Raw genomic sequence first — 23,395 nt, 5'->3', positions numbered from 1 at the left:
GTGTGTCCGGGCCCGCCCGGGCCGGTCGATGCGGCTCCGGGCCTGCTCCGGCCGTCGGTCGCGACGTGGCCGACGTGGTCAGGGCGTGCGGGCCGCGCCGGGCGGCGGCCGCCCGGGTGCGCCGCGGCGCGGGCCGGTGCCGCGGCGCACCGGGCGCGGCGACGGCCCGGCCTGGCAGCGCGGGCACCAGTAGGTGACCCGGGCCCGGTGGTCGTCGCCCTGGTCGGCGGTCCGGATGCGGGTGCCGCAGCGGCGGCACGGCCGCCCGGCCCGTTCGAACACCCAGTGCGCCTCGCCCGCGGCCAGCGAGCCGGTAGTGGTCTGCTCCGGGCGGTCCTTGTTCGACGACAGCAGCCGCCGCGACAGGTCGATGACCCCGGGCAGGTCGGGTACGTCGCGGACCGGCACCCACGGGGTGAGTCCGAGCAGGAAGCAGATGTCGTTGCGGTAGAGGTTGCCGAGGCCGGCCATGACCCGCTGTTCGAGCAGCACCAGCCCGAGCGGGTGGTCGGCGCGGGCGGTCATCCGGCGCAGCGCCTCGGCGTCGTGGGCGGGCCCCCAGGCCGGGTCGAGCAGGTCGGGTCCGAGATGCCCGCCGAGGGTGTGCTCGTCGTCGGTCGGGAGCAGCTCCAGGTCGTGCAGGGCGAACCCGACGGCGACCCGGTCGGCGGTCGCCAGCACCGCGCGCGCCTCGTGGGCGACCCGGCGCCAGCGCATCCCGGGCCGGTACAGGTGCCAGGAGCCGTCCATCCGGAAGTGGCTGTGCAGGCTGCGGCCGTCGTCGAAACGGGTGAACAGGTGCTTGCCGACGGAGACGACGCCGGTGACGGTCAGCCCGGCCAGGTCGTGCTCGACCAGCCGCGGGTGGCGCAGCTCGCCGCGCAGCAGCTCGTGCCGGGCCAGCGCGGCGTGCAGCCGCTTGCCGGCCAGGTACACGGTGTCTCCCTCGGGCACGATCGCGACGCTACCCGGGCCGGCCGGACCCGGCCCGGGCTCGGCGGACGACCCGGCCGGGCCCGGGCGCCCGGCTGGGTCGACGGCTGGGTCGACGGCTCAGTCGAGCACGAGTGTCCGCAGCTGCGGCCACACCTGCGACCACGGATGCGTCATGCCCTCGCCCAGCCAGATGCGGTTGCCGTCGCCGAGGTCGGCGACCGGCCGCAGCGCCACCCCGGTGGGCGCGAGCAGGCCGGGGTCCTTCCCGAGGAAGATCACGACGTCCTGGTCGTCCGGGGGCGGGTCGAAGTAGCCGTAGCTGCGGTTGCCGCTGTACCCGGGGGGCAGGCCCAGCGCGGGGTCGGCGGTGTCGACGTAGGCGGCGAAGATGTAGGAGTCGCCCACCACGACCGCACGGTCGCGCCGGTCCGGGGGCAGCCCGTCGCGCACCCGGGCGACCTCGGTGACGATCCGCTCCGGCACGGCGGGGTCGGCCGCGGCGACGCTCGCGGACAGCATCGCCGTGGCGAGGGCGACCGACAGCACCCCCGCGGGCCACGCCATCCAGGACCACCGTCGTCGCCCGGCCTCGCGCCGCTGCTGGAACCACACCGCACCGAGCGCGGCGACGGCGCCGTGCAGCCCGCAGAGGTAGTAGGCGCGCCCGACGGTCACCGCGAACACGACCCACAGCAGCAGGAAGGTGACCGCCACGAAGCGGTAGGGCCGCAGCCGCGGCGCCGTGAACGCCGCGACCGCGCCGACCACCACGAGCACCGTGCCGAGCAGGCCCGCCAGCAGCAGCATCGCCACCGCGTTCGGGCCCGGCCCGCCGAACAGGATCGACTCCTGCGCGACGACCGCGGTCATCCGCAGCTGCGGCCAGCCGTGCACGGCCTGCCACACCAGCGTCGGCGACGCGATCAGCGCCCCGACCAGCGCGGCCCACCAGAACGCCGGCCGGCGCAGCATCGCCCGCGGCCCGGCCACGCCGATCGCGACCACCAGCACCGCGCCGAGCAGGATCACCTGGAACTTCGTGAGCGCGGCCAGGCCGAGCAGCGGCCCGACGGCGAGGAGCAGCCGGTCGTCGCGGACCCGGGTCCAGCGGACCAGCAGCCACAGCAGCAGCGCCCACTGCAGCGGTTCGAGCGAGTACGGCGTCACGAAGTGCCCGAACATCGTCACCCACAGCCCGGTGGCCTGGGCGAGCGCGGTGAGCACCTGGGCCCTGCGGTCCCCGCCCAGCTCGCGGGCGATCAGCGCCGCGACGACGACCGCGCCGGCCGTCGACAGGGACGGCACGATCCGCAGCACCCCGTTCACCCCCGGCGCGAGGGCGTCGGCGAGCCCGGCCAGTGCCGGCGCGACCGGCGGCTGGTCGGCCGATCCCCAGTCCAGGTGGTGACGCCCGATCGCGAGCATCAGCGCCTCGTCGAACCAGTGCCCGCGGCCCAGCGCCCCCATCACGAGGTGGACGGCGGCCACCACCGCGGCGACGATCCCCACGGGCAGCCGCGCGAGCGGAGGGACGGCCGCGGGTGCGGCGTCGGAGTCCCGGACCGTGGTCGACGACGTCATGTGTCCCCCCGAGCGACGACGTGGGCGCCGTCGGTCCCGGGCCCGGCGCCATCAGACCCCGGCGGGTCCCTCCGGCGCAGCGGGCATCGGGTGGTCGACGATCGACTTCGGTCTACCGGCGGCCCATCCTCGGGTCAGCCGCGCGGGGCGCTGCGGGCGATCCGGAGCGCCCACAGCACCAGCGGGACCTGCAGCGGCAGCCGCCCCCAGCCGATTGCCCGGTACAGCGGAGCCTTGCGGTTCCAGTGCAGCGCCATCGACACGTTCGCCGGGAACACCGCCGCGAACAGCGCGGCCGCGGCCCAGCCGCCCGCACGCCGGGTCCGCGGAAGCGCGACCGCCGCGGCGACGGCACCCTCGGCGAGCCCGGAGGCGTAGGTCCAGAACCGGGGCTCACCGGGCAGGCTGCGCGGCACGATCGAGTCGAACGGCTCGGGCCGCACCGCGTGCAGGACGGCGGCGGTGCCGAGCAGCCCCGCGAGCCCGACGGCGAGGCGCCGGTCGCGGGACGGGGTGGTGGGGGAGCGACGGATCATGACCGGGATGGTGCCACCCGGCCGGGCGGTCAGCCGATCGGCGCCGGGAGCCGGTCGACCTCGTAGGTCAGGCCGATCGTGTCGCCGGTGGCGGGGTCGTGCAGCTCCACCCGCCAGGCGTCGGCGAACTGGTCGACCCCCGCCTTCATCGCGACGGTCCCCGACAGCAGGACGGTGCCGGGCACCAGCCAGCCGCGCTCGCGCAGCACCTCGACCCAGTAGGCGGGCGGCAGCAGGGCTGCCAGCGTCGCGTCCTGCACGAGCGCCTCGGTGCCGTCGTGGTCGCCGCCGTGACGGACCCACGCGCGCAGGGTGATGTCGTCGAGCCGGTCGGCGACCTCCGAGAGCCGCCAGGCCTTGCGCCCCAGGACGTCGAGACCGGCGTTCTTGCTCCAGGCCACACCGTGCACCTCCAGCGCGCGGTCGGTGTGGTCGCACGCGACGGTCAGCAGCGGGTCGGTGACGTCGTCGCCGACGACCAGTGCCCACTCCGCCTCGCCGGAGGTCCGGTCGTGCTGGGCGGGGACCCGGTCGGTCTGCGACGCCAGGTACGGCGAGACCGGGTACAGCGCGGGCACCGTGTCCGGGGCGGGCACACCCAGCTCGGCCAGCTCGGCGACGTGCGCGGCGACCTCCTCCTGGGCGCGGCCGGCGTAGCCGGCGTTGAAGACCCGGTGGACCTCCACCGAGCGGGTGTCGCCGTCGGGCAGGGTCAGCTCGAGCGTCACGGGGGACCTCCGTCAGATGTGTACGTCGCGTTACCGATGCGCACGAGGGTTGCGCACACACTGTGTATACAGCAAGTATGAGCCTCGTCCACCCCACCGCCCCGACCCCGGGAGCCCGCGATGACCTCGCCCTCCGCCTCCTCGTCACCACCGGTCGACCGCCGTGACCTGCGCAAGGCCTTCGTCGCGAGCCTCACCGGCACCTCGCTCGAGTGGTACGACTTCGCCGTCTACTCCGCGGCGGCCGCGCTGGTGTTCCCGGTGCTGTTCTTCCCGGCCGCGGACCCGGTGACCGGTCTGCTGCTCGCGTTCTCCACCTACGCCGTCGGCTACGTCTCGCGCCCGCTCGGCGGTGTCGTGTTCGGCAGGCTCGGCGACGTCATCGGCCGCAAGCAGGTCCTGGTCATCACGCTCGTGCTGATCGGCGTCGCGACGTTCCTCATCGGGCTGCTGCCGACCTACGGCACGATCGGCGTCGCGGCACCGATCCTGCTGGTGCTGCTGCGCTTCGCCCAGGGCGTCGGCGTCGGCGGGGAGTGGGGCGGCGCGGTCCTGCTCTCCAGCGAGTTCGGCGAGCCGCGCCGGCGCGGGTTCTGGGCCTCGGCCGCCCAGGTCGGGCCGCCCGCGGGGAACCTGCTGTCCAACGGCGTCCTGGCCCTGCTCACCCTGCTGCTGACCGACCAGCAGTTCCTGGACTGGGGCTGGCGGCTGGCGTTCCTGCTGTCGGCGGTGCTGGTGGCGTTCGGGCTGTGGATCCGGCTCAAGCTGGAGGACACCCCGGTCTTCCGCGCGATCGCCGAGTCCGGTGACCGGCCGTCGGCGCCGGTGCGCGAGGTGTTCACCGCCGAACGCCGCCCGCTGCTCGCCGGGATCCTCAGCCGGATCGGTCCGGACGTCAGCTACGCCCTGTTCACCGTCTTCGTGCTGACCTTCGCCACCACCCACCTCGGATTCTCCCGGTCGGAGGTGCTCGGCGCGATCCTGATCGGCTCGGCGCTGCAGCTGCCCGCGATCCCGCTGGCCGGGGCGCTCACCGACCGGTTCAACCGGCGCCTGGTCTACGGCGTCGCCGCGGTCGGGGGAGCGGTGTGGCCGTTCGTCTTCTTCCCGATGATCGCGGGCGGCTCGTTCGCGCTGCTCGTCGTCGGCATCGTGGTCGGGCTCGGCCTGCACTCGTTCATGTACGGGCCGCAGGCCGCGTTCGTCACCGAGCAGTTCTCACCGCGGCTGCGCTACACCGGCAGCTCGCTGGCCTACACCATCGCCGGCGTGGTCGGGGGCGCCGTCGCGCCGCTGGCGTTCACCGCGCTGTCCGGCGGGTCGGGGAACTGGGTGCCGGTCGCGGCCTACCTGGCCATCGCCTGCGCGCTGACCGTCGTCGGGCTGGTCATCGGTCGCGACCCGGACCACGACGAGGACGAGGCCTACCTCGCCCTCACGCCCTGAGCAGCACGCGCAGGGTGAGCTGCAGGTGCTCGTCGATCGCCTCCGCCGCCGCGTCCGGGTCGTCGCCGGCCAGCGCCGCGACGATCCGGTCGTGCTCGGCACAGACCGCCTGCCGCCGGTCCTCGGTCCGGAACAGCGCGGTCACGCCCACCCGGCGCTGGCGCACCCGCAGCCCGGCGTAGGTCCGCGAGAGCAGCGCGTTCCCGGTGGCGTCGACGAGCGCCTGGTGGAAGACCATGTCGAGCTCGATGAACTCGGCCGGGTCCCCGCCGGCACCGGCGAGCTCGCGCTGCCGGTCCAGGGCAGCGTTCATCGCCTCGAACGGCACACCGTCGGCGCCCATCGCCGCGCGCGCCGCGTGCTTCTCCAGGACCCCGCGCAGCTCCATCAGCTCGGAGATCTGCCGGCCGGTCAGCGGCGGCACGTAGGCGCCGCGACCGGGCAGCATCTCGACCAGGCCGTCGGCCACGAGCAGCAGCAACGCCTCACGGACCGGGGTTCGCGACACCCCGATCCGGCCGGCGAGCTCGTTCTCGTTGAGGAACGTGCCCTGCACCCGCGGGTCCACCAGGACGGTCTCGCGCAGGTAGTGCAACGCGCGGTCGCGACCGGACTCCCGTGACGTCGGCATACGACACGTATACACCGAACCACCCCAGGAGACGCCATGCGGATCGCCCTCGTCCCGATCGCCGCCACCACCGACCCGGCGGAGAACCTCACCCTGGTCGCCGACGGCGTCGCCGGTGCGGCCGCCCGGGGCGCGCGGCTGGTCGTGTTCCCCGAGGCCACCCAGTGCCGCTTCGGCGTGCCGCTCGGCCCGGTCGCCGAGCCCCTCGACGGCCCCTGGGCGTCCCGCGTCCGCGAGATCGCCGCCGGTGCGGGGGTCACCGTGGTCGCCGGGATGTTCACCCCCGCCGACGACGGCCGCGTCCGCAACACCCTGCTCGTCACCGGCCCGGGCGTCGAGGAGCACTACGACAAGATCCACCTGTTCGACGCGTTCGGGTTCGCCGAGTCCGACACGGTCGCCCCGGGGGACCGGCCGGTCACGGTCACCGTCGACGGGGTGACGGTCGGCCTCGCGACCTGCTACGACCTGCGGTTCGCGGGCCTGTTCCAGACCCTCGGCGACGCCGGTGCGCAGGTCGTCCTCGTGCCCGCGTCCTGGGGCGCGGGGCCGGGCAAGCGGGAGCAGTGGGAGCTGCTGGTGCGCGCCAGGGCCCTCGACACGACGGCCTTCGTGGCTGCCTGCGACCAGGCGGACCCGGAGGCGGCGGGGCGCCCGGTCCCCGGTGGCGCCCCGACCGGGATCGGGGCGAGCACGGTCGCCGGCCCGACCGGCTCGGTCGTCGCGGCGCTGGACGCCGCACCGGGGACCCTGGTGGTGGACCTGGACCTCGACGCGGTCACCGCGGCCCGCCGGGCGATCCCGGTCCTGGCCAACCGGCGGTACTGACCCGGGGTGCGCGGTGTCGCCGGTCAGGCCCGCAGCCGCAGCCCCTTCGGCGTCACCCGGAACCCGGCCTCGGTGAGCACCTCCGACAGCGCCGAGGCCAGCGAGTCCTGTCCGTCGGCGCGCTCGACGGCGAGCGATCCCAGCCAGCCCTCGTGCACCGCCCCGGCGAGCGACTCGGCCCCGGCGCGCAGCTCGTCACGGTCCTCGGTGAACGACAGCAGCGACTTCCCGCCGCGTTCGACGTAGAGCGCTGGCGCCCCGTCGACGAGGGTGACCAGGGCGCCTGCCTTGCGACCGGGGCGGTGCCGGGTCTCGCCGGTCGTGTCCGGCCACGGCAGGGCGGCGCCGTAGGGCTGGGCGGGGTCGGTGGCGGCGAGCACCACCCGGGACAGGTCGCGCCACGCCTCCCGCGGCGCCTGCGGGCGGCGGCCGGCGCCCCCGTCGAACTCGGCGTGGCGACCCGCGCCGCCGAGCCCGCCCAGGCCGCCGCGCAGGTCGTCGGGCACCCCTGCGTACGGGTCGTCGGTCCCGGGGGAGCCGGACGCGTCACCGACGAGGTCGCCAGGCAGCGGGTCCCCGTCCCCGGCGTCACCGGCGGACCCGGTGGGATCCGGATGGCCGTCGTGCGGGGCGTGGCCGCCGGGCTCCGAGAGGTCGTCGGGGTCGGGGACGGACGGGCCGGGACGGTCGGCGGGGTCGGCGATGACCGCCCCGGGACCGGCGCCGAGGCGGCGCGGGCCGGTCTGCGGGGAGGTGGAGGGGGCGTCGAAGGTGCCGGCGAGGGCCCGGACCCGGTCGATCGCACCCGGTACCGCGAACTGCGCCGCGCCCAGCCCCTCGACGATGTAGCCGCGTCGGCACCGGCCGGACTCCTCCATCGCCCGGAGCACCTTGTAGACCGCGGCGAACCCGCCCGTGACCCGCTCGGTGCCCAGCGCGCCCCGGGTCAGCACGCCGTGACGCTCCAGGAACGCCTCCGCCGCAGCGTGCGCACGGCGGGTCGGGTCGGGCTCGCGCGGCACCGCCACCGACCAGCGCCCGCCGACCGACGGCGGCCCGGTCCGGCTGGGCATCGACGGCCGCCCCGCACGCAGCTGTGCGTAGCGTCCGCGGGCCGGTCGCCGCGCCGTGCGATGCGCCCCGCCCTGCCGCCCGGAGGCGCCCCGTCGTGAGCCGCCCCCGGACAGCCGGGCCCGCAGCGGGCCGAGCGTGTCGTTGGTGAGCGCACCCGCCCAGACCAGGTCCCCGACGGCGGCGACGACGTCGTCGTCGGAGGGGGCCGGCTCGCCCTGCTCGGTCAGCAGGACCCCGGCCCGGGTCGCGAGCTCGCGGAAGAACAACGCACCGCCCCCGGAATCGGGCGCCGCCCCCGGGTCGGTCAGCGCGGCCGGGTCGGTCAGCCCGAGCGCGGCCAGCACCGCGGTGTGCAGCGGGGTGCCCGCGGTGTCGAGGTCCGGGGCGGGCAGCAGCAGGTCCGCCACGTCGGCCGGGGCCAGCGCGAGCCAGCCGTCCTGCCCGGACAGCGCGCCGCACCCGACCCAGGTCACCTCACCGGCGGCGGTCAGCTCGTCGAGCAGCGCGGGGGTGTAGCCCGGCAGCCGGGCGGGCAGCACCAGCGACTCGACCGCGCTCGCCGGCAGCGGCGCCCCGGCGAGCTGCTCGACCACACCGAGCACGTCCTCCGCGCCCGGTGCACGGCGCACCCGGCCGCGCCGCTCGGAGCCCGACCGCACCTGCACGCCCTGCCACTGCGGCAGGAACCGCCCCAGCGCCCGCTGCTCGACGGGCTCGACCTCGTGGCGCAGCTTCGCAAGCGACGCGCGCCGCAGCCGGCGCAGCACCTCGGCGTCGCAGTACTCCGGCTCACCGCCGGACCCGGCGGGCACCGAGGCCTGCGGCCGCAGCTCGCCCTTCATCAGCCGCCCGGTGCCGGTGAGCCGTTCCAGCACCCCGGCGACCACGGCCACTCCCAGTCCGAAGCGACGGGCGAGCTCGGCGGCGGTGAACGGTCCGTGCGTACGTGCCCAGCGCAGCACGAGGTCCCCGAGCGGGTCGGGCACCGGCTCGGTGAAGGCCTCCGGCACCCCGACCGGCAGCGCCGTGCCCAGCGCGTCCCGGATGCGCCCGGCGTCCTCGATCGCGATGAAGCGCTCCTCACCGGCGATCCGCACCCGCAGCGCCCGGCGGTCGCGCTCCAGCTGCTCCAGCCACGCCGGGTCGACGCCGCGGGCCCGCGCGTCGGCCTCGGACAGGTCACCGACGAAGCGGAGCAGGTCCGCGGCACCCTCCACGTCACGGGCGTGCCGCTCCGGGTCGGTGCGCTGCAGCTGCCCCTCGATCTCGGCCAGCATCTCCGGGTCGAGCAGCTCCCGGATCGCCTCGGAGCCGAGCAGCTCCGCCAGCAGTGTCGAGTCCAGCGACAGGGCGGCCGCGCGCCGCTCGGCCAGCGGCGCGTCGGCCTCGTAGAGGAACATCCCGACGTAGCCGAACAGCAGGCTGCGCGCGAACGGCGACGGCTGCGCGGACTCGACCTCGACGACCTTGACCCGGCGCGCGGCGACGTCGCCCATCAGCTCGCGGAGCCCGGGCAGGTCGTAGACGTCCTGCACGCACTCCCGCATCGCCTCCAGGGTGATCGGGAACTGCTCGAACTTGCCCGCCACGCCCAGCAGCTGTGCCGAGCGCTGGCGCTGCTGCCACAGCGGGCTGCGGCGGCGCGGGTCGCGGCGGGGCAGCAGCAGCGCCCGCGCGGCGCACTCCCGGAACCGGGAGGCGTAGAGCGCCGAGTTCCCCAGCTCCGCGACGACGATCTGCTCGATCTCGCCCGGTTCCAGCAGCACGTCCTCCGCGTTCGGGACGACCTCGGTGCCGTTGTCGTCGACCGCGTCCGGCAGGCGCAGCACGATCCCGTCGTCCGCGCCCGACGCGCTCACCTCGACCCCGCGTCGCTCCCGCATCCGGGCCGCGATCGCCAGTGCCCACGGCCCGTTGACCTGAGCACCGAACGGCGAGTGCACGACGAGACGCCAGTCGCCCAGCTCGTCGCGGAACCGCTCCACCAGGATCGTGCGGTCGCTCGGCACGTGCCGGGTCGCCTCACGCTGCTCGCGCAGATAGGACAGCAGGTTGTCGCAGGCCCACGCGTCGAGCCCGGCCGCGGTGGCGCGCTCGCGGGCCTCGGCGTCGGCCAGCCCGGACATCTCGCGCACGAACGCGCCGACCGCCCGGCCCAGCTCCAGCGGCCGCCCGATCGACTCGCCCTTCCAGAACGGCATCCGGGCGGGCACCCCCGGCGCCGGGGTGACGATCACGCGGTCGTGGGTGATGTCCTCGACCCGCCACGACGAGGTCCCCAGCAGGAACGTGTCCCCGACGCGGGACTCGTAGACCATCTCCTCGTCGAGCTCACCGACCCGCGACCCGGCGCCGTCCGCGCCGCCCGGGGTCATCACGGTGAACAGGCCGCGGTCGGGGATGGTGCCGCCGGAGGTGACGGCCAGGCGCTGCGCGCCCGGGCGCCCGCGCAGCTCGTCGGTGACCCGGTCCCAGGTGATGCGGGCGCGCAGCTCGCCGAACTCCTCGGACGGGTAGCGCCCGGCCAGCATGTCGAGCACCGAGTGCAGCGCGGAGTCCGGCAGTGCTGCGAACGGGGCCGCCCGACGGATCGTCGCGGCCAGGTCGGACAGCTGCCACGGCTCCATCGCGACCATCGCGACGATCTGCTGGGCCAGGACGTCGAGCGGGTTCCGGGGATAGCGGGTGGACTCGATCGACCCGGTCGTCATCCGTTCGGCGACGACGGCGCAGGACACGAGGTCCCCGCGGTACTTCGGGAACACGACACCCTCGGACACCGCGCCCACCTGGTGCCCGGCGCGCCCGACCCGCTGCAGCCCGGACGCGACCGACGGCGGTGCCTCGACCTGCACGACCAGGTCGACCGCGCCCATGTCGATGCCCAGCTCCAGGCTGGACGTCGCAACGACGCACGGCAGCACGCCGGACTTCAGCTCCTCCTCGACCAGGGTCCGCTGGTCGCGCGACATCGAGCCGTGGTGGGCCTTGGCGACCGTCGGTGCGACCCCGCCGCCCACCCCGGACTGCCCGACCGCCTCGGCAGGGAACGCGCCCGGCGCGGTGTCGAGGTCGGCGGCCTCCTCCAGTGCGGTCTCCTCCAGTGCGGCCGCCTCCTGCTCGGCGGCGAGCTCGTTGAGCCGGGAGGTCAGCCGCTCGGCGAGCCGGCGGGAGTTGGAGAACACGATCGTCGACCGGTGCTCGCGCACCAGGCCGAGCAGCCGCTCCTCGACGGCGGGCCAGATCGAGGGCCTGCGTGCGGTGCCCGCGGCGGACCCGACGACCTCCTCGTCGGTGCTGCCCGGCGCGGGCCGCTCGTCGAGCGCGGCCAGGTCGGGCACCGGGACCTGGACCTCGACCCGGATCGTCTTGGGGATCGTGGGCTGCACGACCTCGACCGGGCGCGTACCGGACAGGAACGTCGAGACCTCGTCGACCGGGCGCACGGTCGCCGAGAGCCCGATCCGCTGCGGGGTGGCCTCGGTGATCTCCTCGAGCCGTTCCAGCGACACCGCCAGGTGCGCCCCCCGCTTCGTGCCGGCGACGGCGTGCACCTCGTCGAGGATCACGGTCGTCACCCCGCGCAGCGACTCCCGCGCGGCCGAGGTGAGCAGGAGGAACAGCGACTCCGGAGTGGTCACCAGCACGTCCGGCGGGGTGCGCTGGAACTGGCGCCGCTCGTCGGCCGGGGTGTCGCCGGTGCGCATCCCGACGGTGATGTCCGGCACCGGCTCGTCGAGCCGCTGCGCGGCCTGGCGGATGCCGGTCAGCGGCGAGCGGAGGTTGCGCTGCACGTCGACGGCGAGGGCCTTGAGCGGGGAGACGTAGAGGACCCGGCAGCGGTGCTTGCGTTCGGCGGGCGGTGGCGTCGCCGCGAGCCGGTCGAGCGCCCAGAGGAACGCGGCCAGGGTCTTGCCGGACCCGGTCGGCGCGACGACGAGGGCGTTGCGCCCGGCCTGTGCCGCGGACCAGGCGCCCTCCTGGGCCGCGGTGGGCGCGGCGAAGGCCCCCTCGAACCACTGGCGGGTGGCGGGGGAGAAGCCCTCGAGTGCGGTCACGCCGACCATCATGCGGGTGGGGTCCGACAGTCACCCGCCGAGCACCCGCCGAGCTCCCGTCGGACCGGGCGTGACCTGCGAGGTCAGCGGGCGGCGTCGGCCCTGGTACGGGGCCAGACCTCCGCGGCGTCCTCGGCCGGGAACTCCGCGACGACCGCCGCGACCGTCCAGACCATCGACGCCAGGAAGTCCACGCCCAGGGCGTCGACGTAGTGCGAGGTCTCGCGGGCGTCGGCCGGGTCGACGAGCGGGGCGATGGTGTAGCGCGCCCGGGCCGCGTAGCGCGGGCCCAGGTTCTGCCCGATCCAGGCCAGTGCCCGCTCGGAGCGGTCGTCGTGGTCGACCAGCGCGGCGCGGGCGGCGTCGTACCAGTCGGCCAGCACCAGGAAGGCCAGCGACCAGCCGGGCGGCGTGGTGTCCGGCGGCACGTCCCGGTCGACCGCGGTCAGCCGGCGCACGGCGAACCGGGCCGGATCGGGCCCCGGCGCGGCGAGCGTCTCGCGGACCGCCCCGGCCAGCACGTCGGACACCATGCGGTAGGCGTTCCGCAGCTCCGCGTCGTCCGCGCCCGCCGACCTGCGTGCGTTCGGGGTCGTCCCCGCCATGTCCACCGTCCTCCGCTCGTGTGGCCGGGCCGGAGCGTAACGCCCTGGCGCACGGCGGCCGTCGCACGGCAGCATCCGTCCGTGACCGCCGCACCCGACGCCGTCTCCCCGCCCCAGAACCCCGCGCAGCCCCGGCTGCTGACGGTTCTCGCGATGGTGCAGGTGCTCGGTGGACGTGGCGATGAACCTGGCCGGTGCCGCCGCCGGAATCGTGGCCGGGGTGCTCGTGACGGTGTCGTCCTACGCGCTGCTCGGCGCGGTGGCGGTCGTGGTGACGGTGCCGTTCCTGCTGGTGGCGGTGCGTTCGGCCGGTGCGGGACGCCCGGCGGCCGGCTGAGCGAGACCCTCAGCGACGGCGCTGGTGGAGCCACCAGCGCACCAGCACGACCAGTGCGGACAGCAGCGCGAGCAGGGACACGATCTGCCACGCCAGTGGCGAGCCGATGCCGGTCGTCGCGAGGACCTCGTCGGCGACGTCGACCGGGACGGTGGCGAGCAGTTCGGACATATCACCCAGGCTACCTGCTCCGGGGCGTCATCGGGCGGACGCCGCACGGAACGGGTGACCCGTCTACCCTCGCGGACGTGCGACTGAGCCACTTCCGGGAACTGATGGAGGGCGAGTTCGGGCCGGTGCGGGCGGCGTCGCTGTCCCGCGACCACGTCTTCTCCGAGCTCGGCGGCCGGACCGTCGAGCAGGCGATCGAGGCCGGCGTCGACCTGCGCCGGATCTGGCGCGCGGTGTGCGCGGCCTACGAGGTCCCACCCGCACGGCGGTAGCGGCGTTCCGGGCGGTCGTGCTGACCGCTCGGCTCCCGTGGGCGCCCGGTCGGCGTGTCGCGGTGTCGGATCGAACGCGTGTTCGTCTACGGTTCCGGCAGGGCTTGCGGTACCGGTCCTGCGGCGTGGTGTCGGACGAGTTGTCCACAGGCGCCGATCCGGGCCCGAAACTGTCAGGGGTACCCCATACCGTTGTGGTGTGCCTCCCCGAAAGACACCAGCAGGACCCGACCGTCGACCACCAGCGAGGAGTCAAGAGATGTCCGCTCCGGACCGCGGCAAGGCGCTCGAACTCGCCCTCGCCCAGATCGAGAAGAACCACGGCAAGGGATCGGTGATGCGCCTGGGCGACCAGGCCCGCGTCCCGATCAGTGCCATCTCCACGGGCTCCATCGCGCTCGACGTCGCGCTCGGCGTCGGGGGCATCCCGCGCGGCCGGGTCGTCGAGATCTACGGCCCGGAGTCCAGCGGTAAGACCACGGTCGCGCTGCACTGCGTGGCGAGCGCGCAGGCCGCGGGCGGTGTCGCCGCGTTCATCGACGCCGAGCACGCGCTCGACCCGGAGTACGCCAAGGCGCTCGGTGTCGACACCGACGACCTGCTGGTCTCCCAGCCGGACACCGGTGAGCAGGCGCTGGAGATCGCGGACATGCTGATCCGCTCCGGCGCGCTCGACATCATCGTCATCGACTCGGTGGCCGCGCTCGTGCCGCGTGCCGAGATCGAGGGCGAGATGGGTGACAGCCACGTCGGTCTGCAGGCCCGGCTGATGAGCCAGGCGCTGCGGAAGATCACCGGTGCCCTCAGCAACTCCGGCACCACGGCGATCTTCATCAACCAGCTGCGCGAGAAGATCGGCGTGATGTTCGGGTCCCCGGAGACCACGACCGGTGGTAAGGCGCTGAAGTTCTACGCGTCGGTCCGCATGGACATCCGCCGCATCGAGACGCTGAAGGACGGAACCGACATGGTCGGCAGCCGGACCAGGGTCAAGGTCGTGAAGAACAAGGTGGCCCCGCCGTTCAAGCAGGCGGAGTTCGACGTGCTCTACGGCGTCGGCATCTCCAAGGAGGGTTCGCTGATCGACGTGGGCGTCGAGCAGGGGATCATCCGCAAGTCCGGCGCCTGGTACACCTACGAGGGCGACCAGATGGGGCAGGGCAAGGAGAACGCCCGCAAGTTCCTCAAGGAGAACCCGGACGTCGCCGCCGAGGTCGAGAAGCGCATCAAGGAGAAGCTGGGGATCGGCGCGGTCGTCGACGCCGAGGAGACCAGCCCGGTCGAGCCCCTCCCGGCCCCGGTCGACTTCTGAGCGTGACCGGCGACCACGACGGGTCCGGAGGCACGTCCGGACGGGACGGTGCGGAGCCGACCGGGCCCCGCACCGTCCCGCTCGACGACCTGTTCGGCGTGACCCCGTCGGGTGCCGACGCACCGGATCCGCCTGCGATCCGGACCGTCGATCCGACCGGCGACGAGCCGGGGGAGCCCGCTGCGGAGCCCTCGTCCGTCCCCGGGTGGGACACGAGTCCGCACCAGGTCTCCTTCGCGACGCTCAGCGGCACCGACGGGTCCCCCCCGACGATCACCGACCCGTCGGCGGCCCGGCCGACGGATCCGGCGGCCGACGCTGCGACGGACGGGGTGGCGGAGCCCGCCCCGGTCCGCAGGCTGACCTTCGACGACCCCGCCCCCGGCCCCGCTGCGGGCAGCGGCACGGACGGTGGTGGCGACGGATCCGGCGCGCCCCGCGTGGTCTCGTTCGAGGAGCTCTCGGGACGGGGCACACACCGCGGCGGAGCCCGCCGCGACCGTGCGACCCCCCGCCGGCGCCCGACCACCGCAGCGGCCGTGACCGGTGCGGGTACCGCGGCGGCCACGACCACTCCGCACGCCGCGGCCGACCTGTCCCGGAGCACCGGACCTGCTGGGCCGGGCACCGAAGCGACGGGCACCGAGAAGACGGGCGCCGCCTCCCGTGGCCGTCGTCGCGGCGAGGGTCGTGGCCGGGGGAGCCGCCGGAGCGAGGAGCGCACCCCGCGCGTCGAGACACCGCAGGAGCAGGAGAGCCGCGCCCGCGACATCTGCCTGCGCCTGCTCACCGACCGCGCCCGCACGGTCAAGGAACTCGGCGACGCGCTGCGCCGCAAGGAGATCCCCGACGAGGTCGCGCACCGCGTCCTCGAGCGGTTCGACGAGGTCGGCCTCGTCGACGACCAGGCCTTCGCCGAACAGTGGGTCCGGTCCCGGCACCGTCACCGCGGCCTCGGCAAGCGGGCGATCGCGATGGAGCTGCACCGCAAGGGCGTCGACCGCGAGATCGCCGACGAGGCACTCACCGGCATCGACGACGCCTCCGAACGTGACCGGGCCCGTGAGCTCGTCGTGCGGCGGTTGCGGAGCCTGCCCGTCGGGAGCCGCGAGGAGCGGCAGTCCAGTGCCCGCAAGCTGGTCGGCATGCTCGCGCGCAAGGGCTACGGCCCCGGGGTCGCCTACGGGGTGGTCAAGGAGGAGATCGCCGCCGCCGGTGCGGACGCCGACGAGCTGGGTGAGGCCCCGCCCGAGGACTGACCCGTCCCCGGCGGGACCCGCCGGCCGGTCACGACCGCAGGTACCAGGCGAACCAGTCGCGCATCGTCGGCGTGAGGTAGTGGGTCGGCGGCACCTGCTCGGCCGGGAACAGCGAGAACCCCTGCGGGGCGTGCCCGGGCCGGTCGTGGAAGTAGGTCCCGCTGACCCAGGCCGGGTTGATGTCCAGCTCCATGCCGCGGACCACCCCCGCGTCGGCGAGCAGCCTGCCCAGCGTGCACACCGACAGGGCCGGCCCGGCGACGTAGACCTCGGTGCCGTCGGCGGTCACGCCGAACCCGGAACGGTGGACGAACGCGTTCTGTCCGATCGTGCTGCCCCACTCCGCGGTGCCGCCCGTGGCGCACGTCGGGTTCACCGCGCCGTCGTCGACGAGCGGGAGCAGGTTCTGCCGCACGCTCGCGACGTCCGGTCCCATCCCGACCTCGGTACCCCAGGCCCCGACGTCGGCCCGGCCGTCGGTGTGCAGGACCAGGCTGGCCTTGCCGGGCAGCAGCGGCGCGACCGTACGGCCCTCGGCGTAGTAGCCGTTGTGACTGGGGTCGGACAGCTTGAACCCGCCGTTGAACGCCACCGCCACCCCGTCACCGGCCCGTCCGGCCAGCGACGTCGACGCACGCCAGTGCCCGGCCGGCTCGCCGACGCCCGGATGCAGGGTGCCCCGCACCAGCGCGGGATCCATCCGCAGCACCCCGGCGAGGTAGGAGGTGTGGGTGTCGTCGACCCGCAGGGTGGTCACCTGCACCGCGGGCCGCCCGTGGTCGGCGACCACGGTCTGCCACACGCCCTCCCCGGGCAGCGGAGCACCGGCCGCGACCGGGGCGAGCGGCGGTGTCGTCGCCGGGTCGGGCAGCGCACCCGGAGCCCGCGGGATCCCACCGGCCGGGGTACCGCCCTCGGACGGCGCGTCCGCGGCGTACTGGAGCTTTTCCAGACCGGTCACCAGCCAGTTCAGCCCGTGGTCGCGGGCCCACTCGGCGGTCGCCTCGATCGGACCGGTCCCGGGGGGCGCGGCCAGGGTCACCGCGCCGATCCCGGCCCCCGCGCCGCCGAGCAGCACCACGAGCACCGCCAGGGCCGCGCCCGCCCGGCGCCGACGCCGGCGTCGCCGCGAGGGCCCCGACGCCGGAGCGATCTCGACGGTGGTCTCGACCGCGCTCATCGCCGCACCGCCGGATCCGGGGTGGCCCCGTCCCGCCCGCCGGTGGCCCCCGCCGTCGTACCCGGGGCCACGGCCCCCGGCGGGACCAGCGTCTCCAGCACCATGCGCCGTCGTCCTCCTGCGTCGTGGCGGCATGATCCGCCGCCGCGGTGGAGCCTTCCGGTCGTTGCGCAGAGCAACCCCAGAGAACGCTGAGCGATCACTGAGAGTCGGCGACCGGGCCACGGCGCGGAGAACCGGCCCTGCGTGCCGATCGGTGGTGTGCAGTGGGCGATTGCGTGCATAAGATGCCCGCCGAGCCGCAGTTCGTGATCCATGAACGGCGCGAGGTGTCGATCCCGGGAGGGTGTTCGTGAGGATCCGAGGACGAGTGGCCGGGGCCGCGCTGGCGGTGACGGCGCTGTTCGCAGTGGCGGGCTGCGGCGGGGGAGACGGTGACGGCGGGACCGCCGCCCAGCCGAGCGGGCAGGCGCAGGGCGGCACGCTGACGGTGTTCGCCGCGGCGTCGCTGACCGGCACCTTCGGTGACCTGGAGAAGAAGTTCGAGGCCGCCAACCCCGGCACCGACGTGGTGTTCAACTTCGCCGGGTCCTCGGCCCTGGCCCAGCAGATCAACCAGGGCGCCCCGGCCGACGTGTTCGCCTCGGCCGACCAGAACAACATGACCAAGGTGACCGACGCGGGCAACGCCCAGGGGCAGCCCGAGGTCTTCGCCACCAACACCCTGCAGATCGCGGTCGCGCCGCAGAACCCGAAGCGGATCGCGTCGCTGCAGGACCTGACGAAGCCGGACCTGCGGACGGTGGTCTGCGCCCCGCAGGTGCCGTGCGGCTCGGCGACGGAGAAGGTCGAGCAGGCCGCCGGCGTGGACATCAGGCCGGTCTCCGAGGAGCAGGACGTCAAGTCGGTGCTGCAGAAGGTCACCACCGGCAACGCCGACGCCGGGCTCGTCTACCGGACCGACGTCACCGCGTCCGGCGGGCAGGCGCAGGGGGTCGACATCCCGCAGGCGTCGCAGGCGGTCAACGAGTACCCGATCGTCGTCCTGAAGAACACGAGGAACGCCGAGCTGGCGCAGAAGTGGGTGCAGTTCGTGAACGGCGACGAGGGCCGTCAGGTCCTCGGGGCGGCCGGCTTCGGCGCCCCGTGACCCCGGGTCAGGGCGCGGGGACCGACACCCGTCCCACGAGCCAGGGGTAGGAGTCCGCCAGCGCCTGGGAGAACAGGTCGAAGTCGTGCCCACCCCCGGGCACGATCACCAGCCGGTTCTCCACACCGGCCCGGGTCGCCACCGCCGACAGGGTGCGTGCGGCGGCGGCCGGGTCGGTGTCGGCGTCGCCCGCCTCGAACCAGCCGGCGATCCCGGGGGCGCGGTTCGCGGCCAGCAGCGTCGCCGGGTCGTGCGCGGCGAACGCGGCCTGCGACCCGCCGAACAGCTCGGCGACGGTGTCCGGGACCCCGCCGTTGGAATCCCCGACCCGAGGGCCGAGCAGCCCGGCGTAGTCGCCGAACGTGGCGAAGACCGTGGGGTGGCGCAGTGCCAGTATCACCGCGCAGCTGCCGCCCTCGGACAGTCCCGCGACCGCCCACGCCGGTCCCGGTGGCCGGGTCCCGAACAGCCTGCTCACCACCCGCGGCACGTCGCGGGTCAGGTAGGTCTCGACCTTCGCGGTCGGGGAGTCGACGCACTCGGAGTCCGCGGTGTAGGTGCCGTTGACGTCGGGCATCACCAGGATCGGCGCGACCCCGTGGTGCTGGGCGGCCCAGGCATCGGCGACGTCGGCGGCGCCCCCGGAGCCCACCCAGTCCACCGGACGTCCGGGGGTCCCGTGCAGCAGCACGATCACCGGCAGCTGCGGCCGGGGTCGCTGGTACCAGGCGGGCGGCACCCACACGACCGCGGGCCGGGCCGCGAAGTGCGACGCCGTCCCCGGGATGGGGACCTCCACGACCTGACCGGTCGCCGGGACCTTCCGGCTCAGCAGCAGCTGCGCGACCCCGATCCCCTCGGCCGGTCCGGTCCCGGCCACGTCACCGACGGTCCGGAGGTAGTCCAGCGCGGCGTTCACCCCGACCAGGGTGTTCGCCAGCAGCACCACCGCGACGACGCCCGTCGCGCCCAGCCGGGCGAGGATCCGCAGCGACCGGTGCCGGGACCGCCCGGCCCGCCGCACCCCCAGGACGACCAGCACGAGGACCACCACTCCGGCGAGGACGAACCCCGTCACGAACGGCCACGTGGTGATCGGGACCGCGTCGATCCCGGTGGTGCCGGCGTCCATGGACGGTTCTCCTCGTGTCGTGCCCGCGAGATCATCCCGTGCCGCCGTGAGGCCCGGGTGAGAACCCGGTGAGGATCCGCTGAGTTCACCGTCCCGACGGGTGATGCCGGTCCGGTCGCCGCGGACGTGGCGTCGACGATCACAGGGCAGCCGGTGAGAGGCCGGCCGGTGGGCAGAGCAGCCGGTGAGGGGCCGGGCGGGAACCGACCGCCCTCAGCGCGGCGCGCCGTGCCAGCGCCACCGGACGGGGGCGGGCACACCGCGCCACGACGCCCGGCCGGTGTGGTGGAGCAGCGCCCCGGCCGGGTCGTCGCCCGCGTCGACGCCGGGCCACAGCCGGGCGAGCACGTCCCGGCACGGCTCCGGGGGCAGCGTCCACCCCGGGGCGGTCGTGCGGGTGATGTCGTGGGTGTGCACCAGGACCTCGACGACGCCCATCGCCGCGAACCCGGCCGCGTCCGCGTCGCCGAACGGGTGCCAGCCGCGCACCCCCGGCGGCGCGGTCCGGACGGCCGCGGCGAGCATCGCCCCGCCCGTCGCGACGACCTGCAGCAGCCCGGCGGTGCCGACGCCCTCGGGCACCACGATCTCGAACGGCGGGTAGCGGTCGGAGGGGGCGAGCGCCACCTGGGCCGCGTAGCCGAACAGGTCGTCCGCGACGTGCACCGCGGTGTCCCGGCACGACCACTCCAGCGGTCCGGCCGGGGCGGACCAGCCGTCGTCGGGCACCGGCTCCAGGGCCCGGACCAGGACCGCCACCGCGTCCTCGACGTCCTCCGCGCGCATCGGTGCAGCGTGCCCTGCGGGCGGCCGCCCGGGCCAGCGCATTAGGATTCCGCGGTGGCCCACGAGGACGAACGCATCGCACTGCTGCTCGACTACGAGAACCTCGCGATCGGCGCCCGCGACGGGCTCGGGGTCGTGCCGTTCGACTTCGGCCCGGTGGCCGACGCGCTCGCCGAGCGCGGGCGGGTCGTCGTCCGCCGCGCCTACGCCGACTGGTCCTCCTTCGACGAGGACCGCCGCCTGATGGCCCGCGCCCAGGTCGAGCTCATCGAGATCCCGCAGCGGATCGGCGGCTCCCGCAAGAACGCGGCGGACATCAAGCTCGCCGTCGACGCGATAGAGCTCGCCTACGAGCGGGGGTTCATCACCACCTTCGCCATCGGCACCGGCGACTCCGACTTCACCCCGCTCATGCACAAGCTGCGTGAGCTGGACAAGCGCGTCATCGGGATCGGCGTGCAGTCCTCGACCTCGGCGCTGCTGCCGCCCGCCTGCGACGAGTTCCTGTTCTACGACCGGCTCCCCGGTGTCGAGCCGACCCAGGCGCCCGCGCCGCCGCGTCGTCGCCGGGGGAGCCCCCGCCCCGCACCGGCTCCGGCCGCGGGACCGGTCCCGACGCCCGCCCCGGTCGCGACCCCGGAGCCGGAACCGGTTCCGGTCGTCCCGCCGGACCCGTTCGACGTCACCTTCTCCGACGGCAGCGACGACACCGCCACCACCGGGGCCGAGGAGCGCGACCTCGCGGGCCTCGTCGTCAGCACCCTCGGCGGGCTGACCCGCCAGGCCGACGGTCCGGTCCTGGCGTCCCGGCTCAAGCGCGCGATCCTGCGCAAGGACCCGACCTTCGACGAGTCCGACCACGGGTTCCGCGGCTTCGGCGAGCTGCTGCGCCACCTGCAGGACCGCGGCGCGGTCACGCTGACCACCGGTGCGGCGCAGGGCGACCCCGAGGTGGCGCTGCCCGACGACCCGGACGCCGACCACGACGCGTTCGCGCTGCTCGTCGACGTGGTGCGGGAGATCGCCGCGGCCGGGGACCCGCCGCAGCTGTCCGGGCTGAAGAACCAGCTCCGGAAGCGGGTGCCGGACTTCTCCGAGAAGCGCTACGGCTTCGGCAGCTTCCTGTCCTTCGCGAAGGCGGCCCGCGCCCGGGATCTCATCGAGATGGAGTGGAGCGACGACACCGGCGACTACGTGCTGCGCCCGACGTCCTGACCACACACGACGGTGCCCCCGCCGACGAGGTCGGCGGGGGCACCGTCGTGGTACTGCGGGGACTCAGCGGCCGGTGGCCTTGTGGGTCCCGCGCTGGAACAGCTTGCCCGCGCGCGCGGTGACCGCACCGGTCACGCCGAACGCGGTGGCGACCGCCCCGGCGGCGACGCGGCTGGTGAACCGGATCGGGTTCAGCGGCTTGTAGACGCGCAGGGCGAAGTCGTCGAGCTGCGAGGCGGCACGCTCACCGTTCTCGTACAGCCTGCGGGCCAGGCGGGCCCCCTGGTCGTCGAGGTCGTCCTCGACGCGAGCGCTCACCCGTGCGGCCCGGTCCGCGGTGCGCACCGCGGACTCGGCGCCCTGGTCGGCGACGGCCTTGACGGTCTCGGCGGATCGCTCCGCGGACGCCCGGGCCTCGCCGGCGACCTGCTTGCCGGTCCGCTCGGCGGTGCCGGCGAGCTGCTCACCGGTGGCCTTGGCCGCCCGGGCCGCGGCCTTGCCGGCGTTCTTCGGGGCCTTGCCGTTCGTGTTGACCTTGCGCGCCTCGGCGGCCACCGTGTCGGCGCCCTCCTTGACTGCGTCGGCGGCCTTCGAAACGCCGTCACCGGTCTCGCCGGCGACCTTCTTGGCGGTCGTCCGGGTGTCGGAGCCGATCGAGTCGGCGGCCTTCCCGGTCGTGTCCGCGGCCTTCGACGCGGTGTCCTTGACCGCGGCGGCGGTGGCGCCCGCGGCGGCTTTCGTGGCGGTGCCGGCGTCGGCGTCGGGCTCGATGGAGCGGCGCTCGCGCACCGAGCCGTCGGTACCGTGGACGACGAGGTTGCCGCCGCCGTCGTTGGCGATGATCTCCACCGCCCGGGTGATGGCCTCGGCCTGGGTGCTCGTACGGGCACTCGGGCGTCGGGCGTCTTCCTTCTCGACGGTCCAGCCGTCGTCGACCGGCTTGACGTGGCGGTCGGCCATGGCGGGTTCCTCCCCTGTACGGGACTGACTGGGCGAACCGGGGTATCCGGAACGGTCTTCTCCCGTTGGGCATGCCCGACGATCGCTGAGCGTAAACGCAGGTCAGCGATGCGTGGTGAGCGTCTCGTTCCGTCGCGTGACCGCGATCACGGCAGCCAGGGCGCCGAGGACGAGGGGCGTGACGACGAGTACCCCGCCGTGCAGGACGAAGGCTTGGGTGAGCGCCGCACCGATCATCAGCAGGACGAGCCCGGTGGCGGCCGGGGCGGCGAGGCGCGGGATGCACAGCCCGATCCCGCCGGCCAGTTCGAGGAAGGCGACGACGTAGCGCAGCCACTGGCCGAGGCCGATCCCGTCGAAGATCGCGACGGCGAACGGGTCGCCCCAGAACTTCGGCAGGGCAGAGGCCAGGACGAAGAACAGTCCGAGCAGGATCTGGAGCACCCACAGTGCGCGGTGCGCGGCGACCGGCATGCGGCGGGTGGGGGAGGGGGTGGTCATGGTGCCTCCGTGAGCACGGCCCCGGCGGCTCCGGGGCGCTCACCACCTATGACCGGCGGGCCCCGGCGATCTCATCGGTCGCGCGGGCGGGGACTACACCACCGGGCATCGGGCCCGCGGCGCGTGGCCGCGGTACCCGATGACCCGATGGTGCCCGGCATCGACAGGGGCTCCCGGTTCTGCAGATGCCGGTCACGGGGTTCAACGCCCGACCTGCCGTCGGGTTGTGGGTGCAGTGGTCCTTGTCTTGCCCGCCACCGTGAGCGGCGCCGCGCCCGCGACGGGCGGGAGCAGCTCGCGGTGGGCGTCCGATGAGGAGCAGTGCGTCACGACCGCCGGTAGAAGACCGGCGACGGACGGAGTGACGCAGGCCATACTGGTCACATGCGTGATGAGCGGTGGCGGGTCGAGGTCGGTACGGAGAACGCGGCGTGGCTGGCGACGGAGTGCCGCACCGCGTTGCTGGCCCGGGAGTACCGGCCGGTCGACGTGGGCGACGGCGTCGTCGAGTTCGACCGGCTCGCGCTCGGCGCGATCCGCGAGCTCGGCGAGGAGGAGGACGGCTACATCTCCGACGACGCCGAGGGCGTGCGGATCTGGATCGGCGACGACGCCTTCGAGCTGATCCGCATGGACTGACCGGACGGACATCCGGACGGACGCCCCGACATACACCCGGACACACGCGAGGGGCCCG

At 74.8% G+C, this 23,395-nt stretch carries 22 protein-coding genes; 9 read left to right on the top strand and 13 right to left on the bottom strand.

The window, feature by feature from the left end; all coding sequences use genetic code 11:
- Positions 1 to 78: 78 nt before the first annotated feature.
- The 4 genes from Ae505Ps2_RS25400 to Ae505Ps2_RS25385 all read right to left on the bottom strand — a co-directional run bounded on the left by Ae505Ps2_RS25400 (position 79) and on the right by Ae505Ps2_RS25385 (position 3,781).
- The gene (locus Ae505Ps2_RS25400) at positions 79 to 954 is read right to left on the bottom strand and encodes a DNA-formamidopyrimidine glycosylase family protein (protein ID WP_075554055.1); all 876 of its coding nucleotides are present in this window, start codon (positions 952 to 954) and stop codon (positions 79 to 81) included.
- Positions 955 to 1,053: 99 nt separating this feature from the next.
- Positions 1,054 to 2,517 (bottom strand): glycosyltransferase family 39 protein, encoded by a 1,464-nt coding sequence (locus Ae505Ps2_RS25395; protein WP_075311262.1) that lies wholly within the window; start codon positions 2,515 to 2,517, stop codon positions 1,054 to 1,056.
- Between the two features lie 134 nt (positions 2,518 to 2,651).
- Positions 2,652 to 3,053, bottom strand: coding sequence for a MauE/DoxX family redox-associated membrane protein (locus Ae505Ps2_RS25390; protein ID WP_075311264.1), 402 nt, complete (start codon positions 3,051 to 3,053; stop codon positions 2,652 to 2,654).
- A gap of 29 nt (positions 3,054 to 3,082) precedes the next feature.
- Positions 3,083 to 3,781 (bottom strand): DUF2848 domain-containing protein, encoded by a 699-nt coding sequence (locus Ae505Ps2_RS25385; protein ID WP_020622815.1) that lies wholly within the window; start codon positions 3,779 to 3,781, stop codon positions 3,083 to 3,085.
- A 120-nt stretch (positions 3,782 to 3,901) separates the two neighbouring features.
- Here Ae505Ps2_RS25385 and Ae505Ps2_RS25380 point away from each other — a divergent pair, with 120 nt between their 5' ends.
- Positions 3,902 to 5,227, top strand: coding sequence for an MFS transporter (locus tag Ae505Ps2_RS25380; protein WP_075554054.1), 1,326 nt, complete (start codon positions 3,902 to 3,904; stop codon positions 5,225 to 5,227).
- Here the strand turns inward: Ae505Ps2_RS25380 and Ae505Ps2_RS25375 are convergent.
- Complete coding sequence (locus Ae505Ps2_RS25375) at positions 5,217 to 5,858, bottom strand: GntR family transcriptional regulator (RefSeq protein WP_020622813.1); 642 nt, start codon at positions 5,856 to 5,858, stop codon at positions 5,217 to 5,219. The two genes, Ae505Ps2_RS25380 and Ae505Ps2_RS25375, sit on opposite strands and share 11 nt — an antisense overlap.
- 36 nt (positions 5,859 to 5,894) lie before the next feature.
- On the opposite strand from Ae505Ps2_RS25375, the gene Ae505Ps2_RS25370 reads away from it, so the two are divergent.
- Positions 5,895 to 6,686: a carbon-nitrogen hydrolase family protein gene (locus tag Ae505Ps2_RS25370; RefSeq protein WP_075554053.1), complete on the top strand. Its 792-nt coding sequence runs from the start codon at positions 5,895 to 5,897 to the stop codon at positions 6,684 to 6,686.
- A gap of 23 nt (positions 6,687 to 6,709) precedes the next feature.
- On the opposite strand, the gene Ae505Ps2_RS25360 is transcribed toward Ae505Ps2_RS25370, so the two are convergent.
- Positions 6,710 to 11,830 carry an ATP-dependent helicase gene (locus tag Ae505Ps2_RS25360; protein WP_084786430.1) on the bottom strand — a complete coding sequence of 1,707 codons (5,121 nt, stop codon included), beginning with the start codon at positions 11,828 to 11,830 and terminating at the stop codon, positions 6,710 to 6,712.
- A 71-nt stretch (positions 11,831 to 11,901) separates the two neighbouring features.
- Positions 11,902 to 12,423 carry a hypothetical protein gene (locus Ae505Ps2_RS25355; RefSeq protein ID WP_075311270.1) on the bottom strand — a complete coding sequence of 174 codons (522 nt, stop codon included), beginning with the start codon at positions 12,421 to 12,423 and terminating at the stop codon, positions 11,902 to 11,904.
- 169 nt (positions 12,424 to 12,592) lie between these two features.
- Between Ae505Ps2_RS25355 and Ae505Ps2_RS32175 the strand changes: the two genes are divergently transcribed.
- On the top strand, positions 12,593 to 12,760 hold the full coding sequence (locus Ae505Ps2_RS32175) for a hypothetical protein (RefSeq protein WP_158071465.1): 168 nt from the start codon (positions 12,593 to 12,595) through the stop codon (positions 12,758 to 12,760).
- Between the two features lie 9 nt (positions 12,761 to 12,769).
- Here Ae505Ps2_RS32175 and Ae505Ps2_RS32170 read toward each other — a convergent pair whose 3' ends face one another.
- A complete protein-coding gene (locus Ae505Ps2_RS32170; protein ID WP_020624151.1) occupies positions 12,770 to 12,931 on the bottom strand; it encodes a hypothetical protein in 162 nt (53 codons plus the stop codon).
- Positions 12,932 to 13,008: 77 nt separating this feature from the next.
- Between Ae505Ps2_RS32170 and Ae505Ps2_RS25350 the strand changes: the two genes are divergently transcribed.
- The 3 genes from Ae505Ps2_RS25350 to Ae505Ps2_RS34320 all read left to right on the top strand — a co-directional run bounded on the left by Ae505Ps2_RS25350 (position 13,009) and on the right by Ae505Ps2_RS34320 (position 15,774).
- The gene (locus Ae505Ps2_RS25350) at positions 13,009 to 13,203 is read left to right on the top strand and encodes a DUF3046 domain-containing protein (protein ID WP_043278601.1); all 195 of its coding nucleotides are present in this window, start codon (positions 13,009 to 13,011) and stop codon (positions 13,201 to 13,203) included.
- 259 nt (positions 13,204 to 13,462) lie between these two features.
- Positions 13,463 to 14,515, top strand: a complete 1,053-nt coding sequence (recA, locus tag Ae505Ps2_RS25345) for a recombinase RecA (RefSeq protein WP_020624149.1) — start codon at positions 13,463 to 13,465, stop codon at positions 14,513 to 14,515.
- Between the two features lie 2 nt (positions 14,516 to 14,517).
- Positions 14,518 to 15,774 (top strand): RecX family transcriptional regulator, encoded by a 1,257-nt coding sequence (locus tag Ae505Ps2_RS34320; protein ID WP_075311271.1) that lies wholly within the window; start codon positions 14,518 to 14,520, stop codon positions 15,772 to 15,774.
- Positions 15,775 to 15,802: 28 nt separating this feature from the next.
- Here the strand turns inward: Ae505Ps2_RS34320 and Ae505Ps2_RS25335 are convergent, their stop codons facing one another.
- Complete coding sequence (locus tag Ae505Ps2_RS25335; RefSeq protein ID WP_075311272.1) at positions 15,803 to 16,954, bottom strand: hypothetical protein; 1,152 nt, start codon at positions 16,952 to 16,954, stop codon at positions 15,803 to 15,805.
- 352 nt (positions 16,955 to 17,306) lie between these two features.
- On the opposite strand from Ae505Ps2_RS25335, the gene modA reads away from it, so the two are divergent.
- The gene (gene modA / locus Ae505Ps2_RS25330) at positions 17,307 to 18,104 is read left to right on the top strand and encodes a molybdate ABC transporter substrate-binding protein (RefSeq protein ID WP_075313024.1); all 798 of its coding nucleotides are present in this window, start codon (positions 17,307 to 17,309) and stop codon (positions 18,102 to 18,104) included.
- Positions 18,105 to 18,111: 7 nt separating this feature from the next.
- Here the strand turns inward: modA and Ae505Ps2_RS25325 are convergent, their stop codons facing one another.
- Positions 18,112 to 19,236, bottom strand: coding sequence for an alpha/beta hydrolase-fold protein (locus tag Ae505Ps2_RS25325; RefSeq protein WP_075554052.1), 1,125 nt, complete (start codon positions 19,234 to 19,236; stop codon positions 18,112 to 18,114).
- A gap of 213 nt (positions 19,237 to 19,449) precedes the next feature.
- Positions 19,450 to 20,022 (bottom strand): maleylpyruvate isomerase N-terminal domain-containing protein, encoded by a 573-nt coding sequence (locus Ae505Ps2_RS25320; protein ID WP_043278606.1) that lies wholly within the window; start codon positions 20,020 to 20,022, stop codon positions 19,450 to 19,452.
- Positions 20,023 to 20,076: 54 nt separating this feature from the next.
- Here Ae505Ps2_RS25320 and Ae505Ps2_RS25315 point away from each other — a divergent pair, with 54 nt between their 5' ends.
- On the top strand, positions 20,077 to 21,237 hold the full coding sequence (locus Ae505Ps2_RS25315) for a PIN domain-containing protein (protein ID WP_020624143.1): 1,161 nt from the start codon (positions 20,077 to 20,079) through the stop codon (positions 21,235 to 21,237).
- Positions 21,238 to 21,300: 63 nt separating this feature from the next.
- Here Ae505Ps2_RS25315 and Ae505Ps2_RS32785 read toward each other — a convergent pair whose 3' ends face one another.
- Both Ae505Ps2_RS32785 and Ae505Ps2_RS25305 read right to left on the bottom strand, forming a co-directional pair.
- A complete protein-coding gene (locus Ae505Ps2_RS32785) occupies positions 21,301 to 22,197 on the bottom strand; it encodes a DUF2188 domain-containing protein (RefSeq protein ID WP_020624142.1) in 897 nt (298 codons plus the stop codon).
- A 102-nt stretch (positions 22,198 to 22,299) separates the two neighbouring features.
- The gene (locus tag Ae505Ps2_RS25305) at positions 22,300 to 22,698 is read right to left on the bottom strand and encodes a DoxX family protein (RefSeq protein ID WP_075311274.1); all 399 of its coding nucleotides are present in this window, start codon (positions 22,696 to 22,698) and stop codon (positions 22,300 to 22,302) included.
- Positions 22,699 to 23,082: 384 nt separating this feature from the next.
- Here Ae505Ps2_RS25305 and Ae505Ps2_RS25300 point away from each other — a divergent pair, with 384 nt between their 5' ends.
- Positions 23,083 to 23,337: a hypothetical protein gene (locus tag Ae505Ps2_RS25300; protein WP_020624140.1), complete on the top strand. Its 255-nt coding sequence runs from the start codon at positions 23,083 to 23,085 to the stop codon at positions 23,335 to 23,337.
- Positions 23,338 to 23,395 lie beyond the last annotated feature (58 nt).

The organism is Pseudonocardia sp. Ae505_Ps2, from assembly GCF_001932425.1.
In the GTDB taxonomy this organism is placed as follows: domain Bacteria; phylum Actinomycetota; class Actinomycetes; order Mycobacteriales; family Pseudonocardiaceae; genus Pseudonocardia.
The sequence above is the reverse complement of the archived record's forward strand: the minus strand, read 5'-3'. Positions and strand labels throughout refer to the sequence as shown.